Source organism: Burkholderia sp. LS-044, assembly GCF_004803625.1.
GTDB classification, from domain to species: Bacteria; Pseudomonadota; Gammaproteobacteria; order Burkholderiales; family Burkholderiaceae; genus Burkholderia; species Burkholderia cepacia.
The window spans coordinates 20,860-37,069 of sequence record NZ_SSWO01000033.1 but is presented as its reverse complement, the minus strand read 5'-3'; the positions used below and the strand labels follow the sequence as shown (position 1 = coordinate 37,069).

Genomic DNA, 16,210 nt, shown 5'->3' with positions numbered 1-16,210 from the left:
AAAGGAGATCCAGGCGCTGATCAACCAGACGAAGGCGACGGGTGCTCAGGGCGAGCAGGTTGCCGCGGTGATGAACGGCCAGAACTACGAGACGCCGGATGGCGCGAAGCAGGCTCAGGCGGTGTTGCTGGCGGCCCTTGTGAAGGCGGGCGGGCATACGACGGACGTGGGCGCCGTGGACAAGGATAACCACCCGCTGAAGCCGGACGGCAGTCCTGATCCGACGAAGACGGTCATTACCGGCGGGGATGGCAAGCCGAAGGTTGTTGAGACGACGACCGGTAAGGAGATTGATCCGAAGACGGGCCAGCCGAAAGCGAGCACGCCTGATGAAGCGAAGAACCGGGCCGCGATTGCGGAGTTGAAGAAGGCGAGCGCAGCGCTGGATGCGGCGATTGCGGCAGAGCCGGACGCGAATCGGAAGGCGCTGATCGAGGAGAAGCGAGGTCGAGGAGACCTGCAGACCGAGAAGGCGGCCCAGGATTGGCTGGCTGGGGATGCGCTGAAGAAAGACGTTGAGTTCCTTGCTGGGCTGAAGGGCATCAAGCAGGCGACGGACGCGGTGAACAAGGAGTGGGTGGACACGCGTCAGTTGGACGCCGATGTGCATGGTGTTGCCGGCCTGGACGCGCGCGTCATGCGAGGCAAGCCCCAGGCGGATGATCTGGGTGCCATTGAGGCGCTGGTGAAGGCGCAAAAGCCGATCCAGGAGGCGATCAACGCGGACAAGGAGGCGCAGGCCGATGCGAATCTGCTCGCGCGTCTGAATCGACGCGACTATGCGGATAAGGGGGCGTTCGATAAGGATCTGCCGGTTCAAAAGGAGATCCAGGCGCTGATCAACCAGACGAAGGCGACGGGTGCTCAGGGCGAGCAGGTTGCCGCGGTGATGAACGGCCAGAACTACGAGACGCCGGATGGCGCGAAGCAGGCTCAGGCGGTGTTGACGAAGCAGCTCAAGACGCCCGGAGTGACTGTGGTGACGACACCGGCGGGTCCGCTGGTAGTCAATGATCAGCAACAGCCGCTGGACGGCAATGGCGCACCGAAGCCGGGTCAGACGGTGATTGACACGCCGAAGGGTCCGGAACTGGTCAATGCGAAGGGAGAACCGCTGGGGCCGGACGGCAAGCCGAAGCCCGATGCGAAGCCCGAAGAGATTGCGGACAACCTTGCGACGCTGGCGTCCATCGCGGCCGGAGAGGCGCAGCAGGACAAGGCGCGGGCGCTGGATGCTGCCGTGAAGGCGGACCCGACGCTGGGCGAGCGCCTGGCGCGCCATAACACGGCGAAGCCCGTGGTCGGGGCCGATCTTGCGACGACGGATCAATCGGTGAACGAGTATCTGTCGCGGGAGGCGGTGCAGAAGGATATCCAGGGGTACGTCAACGGGCTACCCAAGAGTTCGGAGGTCGAGAAGAAGGTCGTGGCCGTGATGAACGGCCGGGACTACGTTGACGTTGATGCCGCGAAGGCCGACCAGCAGGTGCTGTCGAAGCAGCTCAAGACGCCCGGGGCGGAGGTGGTGCAGGCACCGGTGGACCCGAATGGCAAGCTGCATGGCGGAGTACGCGGACAGAGAACGGACGCCCCCCACAGTCTGGCGAGCCTCCAGCCCAAACTCACGGCACTGTATCGCGCCGCTGCGGGGGCGGTGCCTACCGCAGATGACGACGCCGACGGCGGCATCGATTTCGTCAACAACGAACGCATGATCGTCGACCGCGACGGACGCCTCAAGCCGGTCCCGCACGTGAGAACCGCTCAGGGCGGCGCTGTGTATCGCCGTGACGACGGCCGACTTACGACGGACATCCATGGTGGCCCGCTGCCTGCCGGTGTGGTGCTGGTAAATGAGGCGGGCATGCAGGTGGACGCGAGCGGCAGGCCACTGGGTGTGGCAGGCGAATGGAAAGGGCAATAAAGAAAATGAAGGCAGGAAAAATGACGCAACACCGCACAACGACGCGCAAGGGGTGGAGTACGGTTGCCATGGCGATCATGGCGGTGGCCACCGAATGCGCGGCGCAGACGCCACCGCCATCAGTCGAGCCTCGGCTGCCGCCGGCGACGGTTCCCAATGCCGGGAGCATCCTGCAGCAGCGGCGCTCGGAATCGGGAGAACTGGGTCAGCCGGGCAACGCTGCGGGAGGGCTGCCTGGCGCCCAACCGGCTGAGGTGCGCAAACGCTACCACGTGAAATCGGTGCGCTTTACTGGCAACGAAAAGCTCGGCCAAGAGGAACTCGAGGCGGCCGTACAGTCCTATATCGGCCGGGATGTGTCGGACCAGGATCTGGAGCAGATGGCTGACCGAATCAGCGACCTGTATCGGACACATGGGTACGGCTTCACCTTCACCTCGGTGGACCCGGACAGTCTGCAGGACGGCAACATCCGCTTCATCATCGTGGAAGGCAAGGCCGGCCGCATCAACCTGTCAAACCACAGCCGCGTGCGCGATGCGCTGCTCGAGGGAATGATGGCGCGCTTTCGAGCTCATCCGGAGGATACGGACAAGCTGGAGCGGGCGAGCTTGTTGATGGGCGACACGCCCGGAGTGAGCGTGGCAAAACCGAGGTTGTCGCGTGGCACGACCAACGGGGCAGTCGATGTCGAAATGGGCGTGCAACCCGCGCCGCTGGTGAACGGAGCGATCACCCTGGACAACTACGGTAGCCGGACGTCGGGTCGCACACGCCTGGGGGCGATGCTAGGCATTAACAGTCCATTTGGATGGGGCGATGTGCTTCGCCTGAACGTCTCGGGCCTGCCGTTCAACCTGCAGAACGGCGACTCGACACTGGGCGGGGCGACGTACGACTTTCCGGTGGGCAACGCCGGACTGCGCGGCGGAATGGGCTACAGCCGCCTGCAGTACGACTTGGGCGGGATTTATGAAGGCCAGTTCGACGGCACGGCGGACGTGTTCTCGGCTTACATGACCTATCCGATCGTGCGCCAGCAGGAACGGAATCTGGCAGCCCGGGTGACGTACAGCCACAGTCTGTACCGGGACAACCAGGTGGGGTTCGAGAACCAGCGCAACTCGGACGCGTTCGCGTTCATGCTGTACGGGAACCTGCAGGACGGCCTGCTGGGGCGCGCAGCGGCAACCCGTGCGTCGCTCACGCTCACATACGGGATCCTTCGCTTTGACAGCCCGCTGTTCGCACAGCAGGACGCGGCGGGCAGCCAAACCGCAGGAGGCTACACGAAGGCGGAGCTGGGTCTGTCGCGCATACAGCAGCTCACGCGCAGTACGTACCTGCAGGCCGACGTTTCGGCGCAGTACGCGTTCAAGAACCTGGACAGCTCGGCGCGCATGGTGATGGGCGGTCCCTCGGCGGTGCGGGCATTCAGCTCGGACTTTGTGTCGGTGGATACGGGCATCGTGGTGCGAGCAACAGCGGGATGGCGGCTGCCTGTGCCGGTGGTGCCGGTGAATGCCTACGTGTTCTATGACGTGGGCACGGGCGTGCTGCGTCACGATCCGTTCCAGGGACAGTCGAACAACGTGAACCTGCAGGGCATGGGGATCGGGTTGGACGTGACGTGGCGCTCGATTACGGCGTCAGTGAGCCTAGCGAAGCGGGTGGGCGGCAGTGCGCCGGGATTGGGCAGCCAGCCACAAACGTGGACGTGGGCTTCGTTGAGTTACAGCTTCTGAGTAACCGGGCTGGATGTCGGGCAAAAGTCGCCTGTTCAGGCAATAATCATGTACATACTCGGTGAGCACGCTGTAGCGGTTGCGCTGGAAGTGAATCAGGCTGGTCGACGAGACTCGCAGGGTCTGCTCAATGTAGCCGTCGAATTACCTTACGCCGTCAGAGTTTGCGGCGAAACATCGAGCAACCGCGGATGCTCCGGCCGCTTTCCAGGAATTGGTGGTTAAAGGACTTTGCTAGAAGAGCCCGTTGACCCTACTGAAGGGGGCAGGTCAGTTCCACCGGGTTTCGAAGGCGAGCGGCACGAAGGCCTTCCTGCTCCTCGTGCCAACGCCTCACGAACGCGCTTACGCGGCCGTAGCTGCCAGAGTAACCCTCGGTGCGGGTCGCCTCGAACATGAACCGGTCGGTGCGCCGTCACGCTTCGGGCGATGACTGTCGGCACGCAGCCAACCTGTCAGCTGTGGGACAGTTCTGCAGGGACATCAACACCGATTACACCATCCGTAATTTAGTGGGCTCGCCGGTATCTATCCGACGCGCGCTCTCGATTCTACGACGCGTTAGCTTGCATTATTTCGGCTGACCTCAATGGCCGCGAGGCTGAATTGGAATGGAGTGGAAAGATTTTTATGAGACGTCTATTAATGCAGAAGAGTATTCTCATTCTTTTAATCTCGTAGTGCATGTATTCTTATATTGATACGTGATCGAATCGAATGTGTTAGACGTTGCCTTGATGTAGTGTCGCCACGAGATTTTTCCTTTCATTGAGGTGAATATGGAGCGATATGTTGATCTTAAAGCTGAGCTGGCGGAACTTGTAATAAAAACGGAAATGGCTCGCCAGGCGGAAATCCATGATGTAGTTGTGAAGATCAGGGAGGAGGTGGGTAAGTACATGCTTGAACCTCGAGACATATTCCCGTTTTTGGAAGAGGGCCGTCGCGAAGTCGGGCGGCGCCGGACAGTTCCAAAGTATATGGATCCTCAGACGGGCGCAACATGGAGCGGGCGGGGGCGCCCCCCTCGATGGATAGCCAATGTGGAGAATCGTGATGCGTTTCTTCTTAAGTAGAGTTGGTGGGGTATCGCTCATTTCGACTCCTGAAACGTATCAAAGGCGGGGGGCGGTGGCTGTTGCTGTAGGCGACAGCATGGTCAAATTCCCTTGGTATAAGGGCGGCAATTACTTAGTCGGCCCTGAACAATTCGCGAAGGCTTGAGCAGTAAGCCTCCGCAGCTGGAATGGCATTGTGGGAATTGCAAGTAGCGGGCATATTGATGCATGATTCCTGCAACTTCTGACGAGGTTCGGATGGGTCCGAAGACGCCGGTGACCGAGGGAGATTTCTTCCGGCAGCCGCTGCGCGAGCAGATCAACTTGAAGCATCCGCTGGTGCGGTTGGCCGATCTGATCGATTGGGATCGGTTGAACACTGCGACGTGCGCGAGTTTTGTCTCGCAGCGGGGCCGGCCGACGACTTCGCCGCGTCTGATTGCGGGACTGCTGCACTTGCAGCACGCCTTCGACTTTTCGGACGAAGAGGTTGTTTGGCAATGGCTCGAGAACCCTTATTGGCAGGTGTTCACCGGCGAGACGTACTTGCAGACGAGGCCGCCGGTCGATCCATCGAGCCTGACGCGCTGGCGCAAGCGATTGGGCGAAGCCGGCGTCGAGGAACTGCTCGCGGAGACGATCGAGGCAGCTAACGTGCCAACGTCATCAAAAGCACGAGCCTGAAGCGCGTGATCGTTGATACGACGGTCGTGGAGAAGGCCGTCGCGCATCCGCCGATTCGCGCCTGCTCGAACGCTGCCGGGAACACCTGGTGAAGGCCGCTGCCCGGTACGGGCTGAAGCTACGGCAGAACTACAACCGAGAAGCGCCGCGTCTGGAAGGCCAGATCGGTCACTATGCGCATGCGAAGCAGTACAAGCGGATGAAGAAAGCGTTGCGGACGTTGCGTTCGCGTGTCAGGCGCGTGATGCGTGACGTCGAACGACAACTCGATGGCGTAACGCAACCAAGCCGCGCAGCGCTGGAAGACCTGATCGGCCGCACGAAGCGGATTCTGTTGCAGAAGCAAAAGGACAAAAACAAGCTGTACGCACTGCATGCACCGGAAGTCGAATGCGTGGCCAAGGGCAAACGAATTGTTCAGGGCCGACTGGCTAGGTCTCCAGCCCCGGCAAAATAGTTCTGGCGGGAAGGCTCAACTTGGGAGCATTACAAAGCGAGGAGATCCCCATCTTCGTATGCGTCTCGTGCTCGGGGCGCGAAGTGCACTCATGACGGTGGGACGTCGAACTGACCGCTTGTCGCGATGGCTCGCGGAAGTTCAACAGACTCGGCTGGCAAAAGGCGCTGGTGGCTCTTGCCAATAAACATGCACGCATTATCTGGGCCCTACTTACGCGAGACCAAGTGTTCCGGCCCGATCATATGCCGGCATGCTTCACTCCCTTGCAGCCGTAGAACCCAGTACGCAGTAACGACAGCAATTTTCTCTGGCAGACTGCATCGGACGAATTGACGACAGGTTGGACCGGCAGCAGAACAGCTCGATGAAACGTTCGGCATGCACAGCCCCATGCCGTTGTCCGGATGGAGCCCTGCTGAGCGGTTAGCATTCTGGCCCGAGTCCAATGTGTTCTTGTTGCTTGAGGACGCTAGACGCAAAATCGAGGACTGGCGAGAGTACTACAACGAAGCGCGCCCTCACTCTGCGCTGCAGTGAATGACGTCGGCGGAATTCGCCCGCCAGTGCACCGATCGGGTCGATCCGGCTCGCCCCGAAGAGTCGGAATTTCCCAACTAAGACCGGGACGGATATTGGGCTAGCCTCAAAACGGCTCTTAATTGAATGATTTGTCTATCTCGGAAGTTTTATGTGAAGTGAGGTTCCCATATCAATTTGCCAGTTATCGAACCTTGATTGAATGTGTGACTGGAAGTTTTTGTCAATTTTTGCATATGCAAGATAAAATGTCGAAACTGCAAATGAATCCGCGATTCGCTCGGCATCGCGCCATTGACTAGCGGCATCTTGCTTGCCACTTAGGGTCGTCAAATCTATATTTTCATGAGCATATCTTGCGAGTCGACTTATGTCGTGCTCATGTGTATCTTTAACTCTTCTGGCATAGCGCGCATCAAAATCTTCTGTATCCAAAACGGCATGAGACAACTCGTGAACTACAGTCATGGCGATTTCTTCAGATCCATATGGCATCTGGCTTAAAGCGTTAACTGTTTTACGGAAAGCTTTAAAATATCGTGAATTATTATCGCTATGATATTGAAATTTGTCTACTGCAGCGATGGCATTGGATTGATTGTTTGAATCGGATGAGCCTGCCATGGGCTGGGAATAAATTTCCTGATAATCAATATGTCTCGTGGTTTTGAATGATTTTAGTGATTCGGATAGTCGGTCTATTTTATTTTTCCACCGATCAAGACCTTGCTCGTCAAATTTTTTTCCAAAAAATACTTTTCCAATCTGCACGGCTTTTTCTTGATTATTTTTCATGAAATCCCTTGCCTCTTTGAGTCGCGTTCTCGCGAGGCGCTTGCCATCCTTAAGTATTCGCTGAGTGTCTGGCGCAAGTCCCATATTGTCTCGGAATGAAATCGGACCATTTCTAACCATCCTGTAGAGGTTGAGTCCATCGACGGTTCCGGCGGGATCGGGGTTGAGCCACCGTCCGAGCCAGGGCTGGTAGCTACGCCAACCATAGTCGTACAGGCCGGTGACGTCGCGCTCCTGACCCGAGTAGCGGCGGTACTTGGTGTCGGCCTCGGCCTGGCTGCGCGCGGTCCATACTGCGGTGCCGCCGTACGGGTAGTACTCCTCGCGGCTGATCAGTTCCGCCTGCGCGTCCAGTTCCAGCCCGATCGAGCCAATCAGGTCGCCGCCGTAGCTAAAGCGCAGCGCATCGTTCGCGAGCCCGTCCGGCAGCCCTGTCTCCCAGTGCAAGGCGCGCACGCCGGCGCGGCCCGCCTCCAGGCGAATCTCCTGCAGCGCCTCCACCACCTTCACGGTCTGGCCGTCGGTACTGCGGGTGACGCGCAAGCTCAACCCGGGCAAGATGATTGTCTCGGCCGTACGGGTCGTGCCCGCCGTCTGTGAGCTCGCGTGCTTGCGCACCCGCACCCCGTTGGCGCCGTATTGGTACGTCTCACGGTCGTCGTTGGCGCCGTTGCGCTGAACCAGCGTGACGCGCTGCAGCCGGTTGCGGGCGTTCCACCCGAGCGGCTGAACCCGGTCCGGCAGCAGGTTTTGCTGGTTGCCGGCCGCATCGAACCAGGCGCCATTGTCCACGTCGGCCGGTGTGAGGCTGCCCTGGGCGTTCTGCGCCAGCGCGTGATTGCGGGTGGCGGACACGACGATGGCCTGGGTGTAGGGATTGGCGCCCTGATGGGCGATCTGCGTGAGGTTGCCGCTGCGGTCGTAGGTGTAGGTGCGAGAGTAGGCCACATAGACCGAATCGTCGGTGGGCAGTGGGATCGGCGCGGGCAGCATGATGCCTTGCCGGCCACGGGCCACCGTCTCGCGGCCGGTGGCACTGATCAACTGGTACAGCGCGTCGTACGCATAGGTGCGGGTCGGGTCGACCCGCTGGTTGCGCCAGTAGCTGGTCGACTGCGCGGCGTCGGTCACGCTCAGCACGTTGCCGACCGGGTCGTAGGTCGTGTGCAGGTCCTGAAGCACGGTCGCGCGCCCGGCCTGCGCCGGGCGGGTGACCGTCAGCCGCACCAGCCGCTGGGTCTGGGGCTCGTAGCCGTAGGTGCTGAGCACGCCGTTGCCTGCCGTTTCGCGCAACACCTGACCGGCGGCGCTGTAGTCGATCGCGGTGAGCACCGGGCGGGTGCCCCCACCGGCGAGCGTCAGCGTACTGGCCGCGAGGCGGCCGGCGACGTCGAAGGTCTGCGCCTGGACGTTGCCCTTGACATCGGTCTGGGTGAGCCACGCGCCGGCCACGTCATGAGTCCAGCTGGTCGAATAGGCCTCGGTGCCGAGCGCCTGGGCCCAGCTGGTCTCATCGCCCGTCCAATCAACATCCGCGTCGGGGGAGGCGAGCAGGGAGCGGGTCTCGGCGAGCGGCTGGCCTGTGAGCGTAAAGCCGGCCCAGGCGAGACGGCCGGCCGGATCATAGCGGCGCACGCACTGGCCGCGCCGGTTGTGGGCGGCCGCGTCGGGCTCGGCGTCACCGTAGATCCACGCGTCGCGCACTGCGACCGTGCCATCGGCTGTCTCGGTGACGGTCACTGGCCGGCCCAGCGCGTCGTAGGTCCAGCTGGACACGGTGGCGCGCGCGTCGCGCGCCCAGATCGGTCGGCCGTCGATGTCGGCGAGCGACCAATGAGTGCCGGCGTCGACGCCGACGGTGCGCAGCGCCCGACAGGACAAGGACGCGAGATAGGAGAAATTAGGCGTGGCGCCGGCGCTGAACAGGCGCGCGTCGATTTGCGAGGCGACGCGGCCGAGCGGATCGTAGGCGGTCCGCTCGATGCGCTCGTCGAGCGCCGCGTCGACCGACGTGCGGTTGTAGGTCAGCGTGCGTACTGGCGCGCCGCGGTTGCTTTGCACGACGAGCGTCGGCGTGCCGAATGCGAGGTTGTCGTTCATGACAAGGAATGCTGATTGAAAGGTAAGCGTTTATCCGAGGCCTCAGCAACCCGACCGAGCACTTCCGGCATCGCTTTGTCCAACGCAGTTCGCCCCTTTCCCATCACTTCACCATATTCTGTCAGCAAACCATGCAGCACATTGGTTTGCAACGTGCGGATCTTCAGTAACTGCTGGCGCAACCTGTGCAGCGCCAGCATCGCCTGTTGCATCTCGGTCTTTACTGCAACGGCCTTGCTAGGTTGCTGTACGGCACGCCAGATCGCGCGCGCATCCGCCGCATCGTTCTTGCTGCGAATGTTGAACGCCTTTACAAACTGCGCGGGCATCAACTTGACGTGGTGACCCATCTTCGCTAATTGTCGCGCCTAGTGGTGGGCATCGCCGCACGCCTCGATGCCAATGAGGCAGGGTGCGCGGTTCACAAAGTGCTCAAGGAACGCAGCGCGCTTAATCGCTTTGTTCACGATCTCGCCGGTCCCCTCATCAACGTAATGCACCTGAAACACCGTCTTTGCAATATCCACGCCCACCGCCGTATAGCTCATGCCAATTCTCCGGTTACCTGGGAAAGGTCATATTTTCCGCTCGATCTTCGGCCCATGAGAAACATCAGATCCATCTTCATTGGCTCACGGATGGGAGGCGTCCATTCCATTTCACCAGCGCCACAGCGACGACGTTTGAAGGACGTCGCTTCTGCAATTGCTCAGCCCACGGACCCGCGTGCTTCCCGTGGTAGAGCATACTTCGTGCGCCGTGGATCAGCAGTGTACGCACGTATGTGTCGCCGCGCCGGCTGATACCTAGTAGCTGGATCTTCCCACCCGTGCCAATCTGTTTGGGGAACAGCCCGAGCTAGGCGGCGAATTCCCGCCCTAACCTGAACGCCTTTGCGTCGCCCATGGTGGCAACGTTGGCTGTTGCCGTCAGCAGTCCCACGCCGGGAATCGCGGCGATTGCCTTGCAAGCTCTGTCTTCCTTCATCCAGGCTTGCAGGCGCCGTTCGATATCGGCGACCTGTCTGTCGAGCCGCTCAAGATCGTTCCATAGCTCGCGTAGTGAATCGATCAGCATCGCCGGCAGTCTCTCCGACAGCCTTGCCAGCACGCCTGGAATCGCCTTGTCTAGCGCAGCAAGGCTCTTTGCCATCACTTCGCCGTATCCTGTGAGCAAGCCTCGCACGCTGTTCATCTGCAGGTGCGAAACATGATTCGCTGTTGGTGCAACCGGTGCAACGCCAGCACTGCCTGCTGAGCCTCTGTCTTCACGGCGAACGGTTTGCTGGGCATCTGCGTGACCATCCAAATTGCACGAGCATCAGCAGGATCGCTCTGGTTGCCGATATTGAAAGCCTTGACGAACTTCGCTGGCATCAGCTTGAACTGATGTCCCATCTCCATCAATCGCCGTGCCCAATGCTGAGCACCGCCGCACGCCTCCATTCCGACATGGCAAGGCTCGCGATTCGCAAAATTCTCGAGGAACGCGGCGCGCTTCAGCTGCCTATTCACAATCCGCCCGTGCCGGCGTCCACCCAGGGAAGCTGGTAGACATTCGCAATGTCCACTCCGACCGTCGTATCCTTCATTTGGATCCCTCGGTTTGCCAGTGAAGACCTCTATGATCTTCCATCTGGGCACTATGATGTCGTCGGGCCGTGAGGGTCTGCCTCCTCTCTGCGTTTCGGTAGGTGACGGCGTTCATTCCATTTGTCGCGCCCCCACGTAAGACAAATCCCATATCCAGTCCAGCGCTCCTGTGAAAGCATGGATGCAGCTTGTGTGGTCTGCTGTCCGGCCATGACGACGGTCATCCTCGTGCGTTGTCCGAAGCCATGTTCGCCGCGGCGATGGAGGTGATGCGTATGGAGTCCATGACGCTCGGACAAATCGCGATGCGCGTCGAAGCCGTGCATGGCGAGCCGACGCCATGTACGCAGGAAACCTTGTCGGTCGCCTTTCGGCGGCGAGGCTTTTCGTTAAGCGCAATCGCTTCTTGCTCAGAAGAGGGCGACCGAGAAGAAATCGAGCTGAAATCAGCCTCCTGGCAAAAACTGCGGTGCGCTCTGGTCTATTTCAATGAAGCGGGCTTTGTCGCGTCACCTCCGGTGCAAAGAGCGTGGTCACCGCGCGACCTGCCTCACTGTGTCGAACTGCGCTTCCATTGCCCGCGCTCGTTTTTCGGCGCCCTCAACTTCGGAGCGGACGTGTTGACTCACCGTGTCACGAGTTCGTCCACCAAAGGCGCTGCTGTGGTCGAGTTCTTCGAGCCGATCGCCCTGCAGGGAGATGACCGACCGTGGTGGTACTCGACAACGCTTCGATCCATCACTCCATTGATTATGAAGGACATGCGCGCTGCCTACACGAGCATCACGTGAAACGGTTCTATCTGCCGCCATACAGTTTTGAGCTCAATTTGATCGAAATCGTCTGGAAGCAGGCCAAATACCATTGGCGTAACTGGACGAAGGAAGCCGCCGACGACGAGGTCCGCAGCCTACTCGGCGCATACGGCGCCAAATTTCAAATCGTTTTCGCCTGAGAACTTAATAACTATAAGGTTGATATCTGATTATGAACGGCTAACACAAGTCATCAACAAAGCGTGAACAGATAATGGCAGCGGCCAAGGACAGCAACGCAACATGAATGTCGAGACGACGTACGAAGGGAGTGCGCAGTTTGCCGAAACCGGCGAACCAGGCATGCATGCGTTCGACCACCCAACGATGTCGCCCGAGTCGCTCCTTGCTTTCTACTGCGCGACGGGCGATGCGGGATGTGATGTCGCTCTGCCTCAGGTAACGCCGACAGCGGGCAAAGTCATAGCCTCTGTCTGTATGCAACTTGCCCGGGCGTTTGCGCGGCTGGCCGTTCAGGCCCGACACTGCCGGAATGGCATCGAGCGTGGACTCGAATGTCATCAAATTGTGCTGGTTGGCACCGGTGACTTTGATGGCCAGCGGGATGCCTCGTGCATCTACGACGATGTGCCGTTTCGACCCGAGCTTGCCACGGTATGTCGAGTTGGGGCCGGTTTCCTGGCAACCTGGGGGGCTGGAAACACTGGCGGAATCAAGATTCGCCTGTTCCCAATCAATCTTGTCGTGCTCACGCAACCGGCGAAACGTCGCCAGATGCAGGTGCTCCCACACAACTGCGGTTTGCCAATCGCGGAGTCGTTGCCAGTATGTCATGACGCTGCCGAAACCAAGCTCCTGCTGCAGGTCTTCTCACGCAGTGCCCGTTTGCAGGACATGCAGGATGCCGTTCAATGCTGCACGGTCGTCGACCGTACGTCGGTGTCCGCCTTTGGGCGACGGGTCGAATACGGGAATCAATGGCTCCAACACCACCCGCAGTTCGTTACTGATTTTCCGTCTTATCCATGTGGCCAGGATATGGCATCCGTGGCTTGTTTGTCCAGGTTGTGTTGGCGACTCTAAAACATGAGAAACGACAGTCACATGAATCGAGATTTCAACGTCATCATTGGTAGTATATGTGGCTATTTCAAGATAATCTTGATAGGCATCGCCGCCCAATTATCTCTGGTTTTATCCAATAACGTATTTGCTGGACGTACCGTCGATCTCGACGGGGGGGCTTTGAGCACGTGTCCTGCCAGCAACCCAGGGGCCGGTAGATTCGAAAAGCAATGTCAATTTAAATATCCAATGGAGGCGAAAATAAATATCGTCTTTGGAGGAAAATGTGTCGCCTTCTCTCAGGAGGCCAAGGTGACTCTATACGCAGAGGGTAGGCAGGAAACGCTTCTGTCGCATTTTCAAATTCATTCGGGGCTTTCGAATTTTGTTGATGCGCTTAATAACGCAGCGGCAACTACGGTGTCAGAGGGGCATTGGCAGCCGTCGCTCACCAAGGATGCCGGTGACAATTTGAAATTGCGAGTGCCTTTTCCTGGGGTGTACCACATAAATTTCTGGGTTGAGGGAAGGGGAAATAAAGTCATAGGTTGTGATGGTATGGATAAAAATTATTGGTTTGAAATCGTTAAACCATCTGTATCGAATGTCAGGTTTTCCGCAAGGCAGGGGAATTCGAAACTGGTTTCGCAAAACGGTGCTATTCCTGTTAAATATAGCGATAGAGAGGCGATCGTGGTAAACGTGGATGCTTATGAGGATGGCAAGGAATTAAACAGAAATCACCTAACGAGTTGCAAGATCAATGTGGCTACCGATTCGGATAAGACGCGAGAAAAGGCAAGGTATTTCACCCTGGGGGATGACGGAAAATCGGTTATTGTTTATCCGGGGTATGTGGAGAGGGCATCGTCGGTAATTTTAACTGGGGGGTGTTCGTTTGCGGGTGGTGGTGAATATGAAGATAGTGTTGAAATAGAGAAACTGACGTTGAATAGAGGTGTTCCTGATTTTGGCTCTCCCCGTTTGCAATGGGGCGATGGGAGTGTTGCAACAAAGCAGTTTGACTGGGCTGAGGGCGTAGGAAGTGAAGCAAAGAACCTAAAAATCAAAGTAGTGGCAACGAACCCAAATCAGCAGAATATAAAATGGGACCTTTGTGATATATTCGGGACTGGAACCCAAGGGTACTCTTTTTCTGAATCGATTGTCACCCAGACGGATAATTCCTTGTGGGTGACAGGGTTAGGAAAAGGCCAGGCAGCCCGGGGCGGTCAAGGTGAACCTGGGCGCGCCACATTCTCGGGAGTCTGCTACGAGGATAAAACACATTGGGATTACTATTACCAGCGTCTTGACGACATTACCCTTCAACGCGGGGCACCTCGAATTATCGGACGAGGGGACGTGGCAGGCAATCTCTCGTTCAGTAAAGCTCAGATCCACCCGGGTGAGTCATTTTTGGTCAAGGCCGATGCGTCATTGGTCAATTCTTATCCTCATGTTAAGTTCGACTTTTCGGTAGAAGCGAAAAGCCCTATTCCGGCCGATATTGCGGCGTGTAATGGGTTTGGCGTGAGGAGCAATAATATTTGTTACGTGAACATTTCACACCCTGGCAAGCAAAGCGGTGGGATCGAGTTGCAAGCAGCATCAAAAGATCAAGTCAAAATCAGAACCTCATTGACCGCTCGGGTAACAGCGCAGAATCAGGATCTTAACGATGTGAGCGATGACATCGAGCTTGACTCGAAAAGCATCGATATCGTGCCGCAAATTACCGTTCGGGGCCGTACCAGTTCTCTCAATGTACAAATTGGTAACCACCCGGTCAATGCTGCCAATATCGTGTTGCATCAGGGGCGGCAAGTAGATGTCGCACTGTCGGATTACAGGCTGATTGGTGACATGCCTGGGGGCGGAGAAAATGGACGGACGAGTGGGGAACTGACGGCGTTGAAGCTGGTTTTGCCAACGGAACTGGAAAAAACGGCTACACCGAAGTGGGCAATCGCTGGGGCATCGCCAGCGGAGGCTGATGGTGCGTGGACAGGGCACGATGCTGCGACGAAGCTGAATTCTCCAGCGGTCCGCTATAAGGAGGACCAGTCCATCAAGGTGACAGTCCCCGTCAAAGTGACTGCCAATGTTGCGAAAAAGGTGGAATTGCATCTTTCCGGGCAATACGCCACGACTGAAGCTGAGGTCCTGAATCCGGCAGGCACCGACGAAACGGCTGTAACGATCGCGATTGGTGATAAATTGCTGCCCGCGAATCAGGTATTTTGGATGGACGTCAATCAGACAGTGCCCCTGACGCTAATTCATAACGCGCCAAATAATCGCAACTATGTTGAAGTCCACGTCAGGGCATTAAAAACCGTATCTGGCGTGGATTTGCGGGTCGATTTGCCCGAAGGATTGCTGCGAGGTGTGGAGGGTGAGTTGCAACTCCTGAAAAATGGCGTTGTATATAAAGACACGGTTTGTCCGAATTCCTGCCTTAACAACAAATGGACAGGATCTGGTGTGATCGTCGACGGTTTGAGCATGACCCAGAACGATCGATTCATTATGAAAATTCCCGTCGAACTCGCCACCAGCGCTTCCGGAGCGCTGAAACCGGTCGAGATCTTCATTGAGCAGAACGACGGGAGGGTCGATCAGGATACGAGAGAGCGTGTGGTGGAATGGAAAACAGATAACTCGGTGCTCAAGACGATCAAACCGGTGGTGGTGAAGTCGCGAGAGCAGGTGGCGGTGAACAAAATGGATCGGACGCTACAGGTAGTCAATGGTGATGGAAAAACCTTTCAGGCCGTGGTGGACGTGATGAATGCGGATGAGACTGACACGGTAACGCTGGTGAGTGGTGGGCGGAGTTTTCCGATGACGCGCGTCAACGTAAATAACGGCCCTTCCAATCGGGTGCGTTATGAAGCGACAAGCGTACCAATGCTCAGGACAGCCGATGATATCCTGACCGTTACAGTGCAGTCTGACGGGGGAAATCCTGTGTCAGAGACGGTGGGTGATGGGAGGGAATTGAATCGTGCGCTGACATGTAGTGAGGAGACAAGTACATGCGCGTTGATATGGCAGGGGGCGCGGGTGCCATATTTTCACGCGGCTAGTGAGAATGCATTGGGACTCAATTTGTCCTCTCTCGGGAAGGAGGCCTGGTTTGATAAATCGTATCGGCTCTCGGCTGTGGCTGAACCATGGGCCCCGGTGTCGCTGTTCCCACCCAGTACCTACGCACTGCCGCGGTTGGATGAGGGCGCAACCGGGAAGACCCGAAGTTTTATGTTGGATGGCACGTTGCCGCAGGAAGGTAGTTTTCACTTTGATTATGAACATGAGTGATGTGGGCCACGGTGTGCGGAGTGTCGTTCGAGCACACGCGGGCGCTGCGTAATGCGGCGTCCAGCAGTTGTAGCAATGTCCCAGTCGGATTTACCGGCAGTTTTTGAAGAGGATTGGAGTGAGGATTTCTCTTGCTCCGATTTCCATAGC

8 protein-coding genes and 6 pseudogenes are annotated in these 16,210 nt (G+C 58.0%); 9 read left to right on the top strand and 5 right to left on the bottom strand.

Going from position 1 to position 16,210, the window contains the following annotated elements; genetic code table 11:
* Both E9536_RS41765 and E9536_RS40305 read left to right on the top strand, forming a co-directional pair.
* The coding region (locus E9536_RS41765) for a hypothetical protein (RefSeq protein WP_211097533.1) at nt 1-1,924 on the top strand (1,924 nt) is incomplete at its 5' end.
* Nucleotides 1,925-1,944: 20 nt separating this feature from the next.
* Nucleotides 1,945-3,669, top strand: coding sequence for a ShlB/FhaC/HecB family hemolysin secretion/activation protein (locus E9536_RS40305; RefSeq protein WP_168799637.1), 1,725 nt, complete (start codon nt 1,945-1,947; stop codon nt 3,667-3,669).
* Between the two features lie 285 nt (nt 3,670-3,954).
* Here the strand turns inward: E9536_RS40305 and E9536_RS42720 are convergent.
* Nucleotides 3,955-4,131: pseudogene (locus E9536_RS42720) on the bottom strand (IS21 family transposase); the annotation flags it as partial.
* 317 nt (nt 4,132-4,448) lie between these two features.
* Between E9536_RS42720 and E9536_RS40295 the strand changes: the two are divergent.
* The 4 genes and pseudogenes from E9536_RS40295 to E9536_RS40280 form a co-directional block, all read left to right on the top strand.
* Nucleotides 4,449-4,745, top strand: coding sequence for an H-NS histone family protein (locus tag E9536_RS40295; RefSeq protein ID WP_136473153.1), 297 nt, complete (start codon nt 4,449-4,451; stop codon nt 4,743-4,745).
* Nucleotides 4,746-4,985: 240 nt separating this feature from the next.
* Nucleotides 4,986-5,820 (top strand): annotated as a pseudogene (locus E9536_RS40290) (IS5 family transposase); the annotation flags it as partial.
* Entirely contained in the window at nt 5,786-6,055 is a 270-nt protein-coding gene (locus E9536_RS40285) for a transposase (RefSeq protein ID WP_136473151.1), read from the top strand. The pseudogene E9536_RS40290 and the gene E9536_RS40285, both read left to right, overlap by 35 nt.
* Nucleotides 6,056-6,321: 266 nt before the next feature.
* Nucleotides 6,322-6,489, top strand: a pseudogene (locus E9536_RS40280) (integrase core domain-containing protein); the annotation flags it as partial.
* 54 nt (nt 6,490-6,543) lie between these two features.
* Here E9536_RS40280 and E9536_RS40275 read toward each other — a convergent pair.
* From E9536_RS40275 to E9536_RS40265, 3 genes and pseudogenes are all read right to left on the bottom strand, one after another.
* Nucleotides 6,544-9,303, bottom strand: a complete 2,760-nt coding sequence (locus E9536_RS40275; protein ID WP_136473149.1) for an RHS repeat-associated core domain-containing protein — start codon at nt 9,301-9,303, stop codon at nt 6,544-6,546.
* A 41-nt stretch (nt 9,304-9,344) separates the two neighbouring features.
* A pseudogene (locus E9536_RS40270) lies at nt 9,345-9,851 on the bottom strand (IS110 family transposase); the annotation flags it as partial.
* Between the two features lie 115 nt (nt 9,852-9,966).
* A pseudogene (locus E9536_RS40265) lies at nt 9,967-10,894 on the bottom strand (IS110 family transposase); the annotation flags it as partial.
* 189 nt (nt 10,895-11,083) lie between these two features.
* Here E9536_RS40265 and E9536_RS41975 point away from each other — a divergent pair.
* Nucleotides 11,084-11,686 carry a hypothetical protein gene (locus tag E9536_RS41975; RefSeq protein WP_211097532.1) on the top strand — a complete coding sequence of 201 codons (603 nt, stop codon included), beginning with the start codon at nt 11,084-11,086 and terminating at the stop codon, nt 11,684-11,686.
* Nucleotides 11,605-11,850, top strand: a complete 246-nt coding sequence (locus E9536_RS41970) for a transposase (protein WP_211097531.1) — start codon at nt 11,605-11,607, stop codon at nt 11,848-11,850. Before E9536_RS41975 ends, E9536_RS41970 begins: the two co-directional genes overlap by 82 nt.
* A gap of 40 nt (nt 11,851-11,890) precedes the next feature.
* Here the strand turns inward: E9536_RS41970 and E9536_RS40255 are convergent.
* Nucleotides 11,891-12,694: pseudogene (locus tag E9536_RS40255) on the bottom strand (IS5 family transposase).
* 81 nt (nt 12,695-12,775) lie between these two features.
* Here E9536_RS40255 and E9536_RS40250 point away from each other — a divergent pair.
* Nucleotides 12,776-16,060, top strand: coding sequence for a hypothetical protein (locus tag E9536_RS40250; protein WP_136473147.1), 3,285 nt, complete (start codon nt 12,776-12,778; stop codon nt 16,058-16,060).
* Nucleotides 16,061-16,210: the final 150 nt, after the last annotated feature.

What these genes read in the sequence shown, in the direction of transcription:
- E9536_RS40295 (WP_136473153.1), top strand. Translation starts at nt 4,449, where the DNA reads ATGGAGCGATATGTTGATCTTAAAGCTGAGCTGGCGGAACTTGTAATA.
- E9536_RS40275 (WP_136473149.1), bottom strand. Translation starts at nt 9,303, where the DNA reads ATGAACGACAACCTCGCATTCGGCACGCCGACGCTCGTCGTGCAAAGC.
- E9536_RS40285 (WP_136473151.1), top strand. Translation starts at nt 5,786, where the DNA reads ATGCACCGGAAGTCGAATGCGTGGCCAAGGGCAAACGAATTGTTCAGG.
- E9536_RS40305 (WP_168799637.1), top strand. Translation starts at nt 1,945, where the DNA reads ATGACGCAACACCGCACAACGACGCGCAAGGGGTGGAGTACGGTTGCC.
- E9536_RS40250 (WP_136473147.1), top strand. Translation starts at nt 12,776, where the DNA reads ATGAATCGAGATTTCAACGTCATCATTGGTAGTATATGTGGCTATTTC.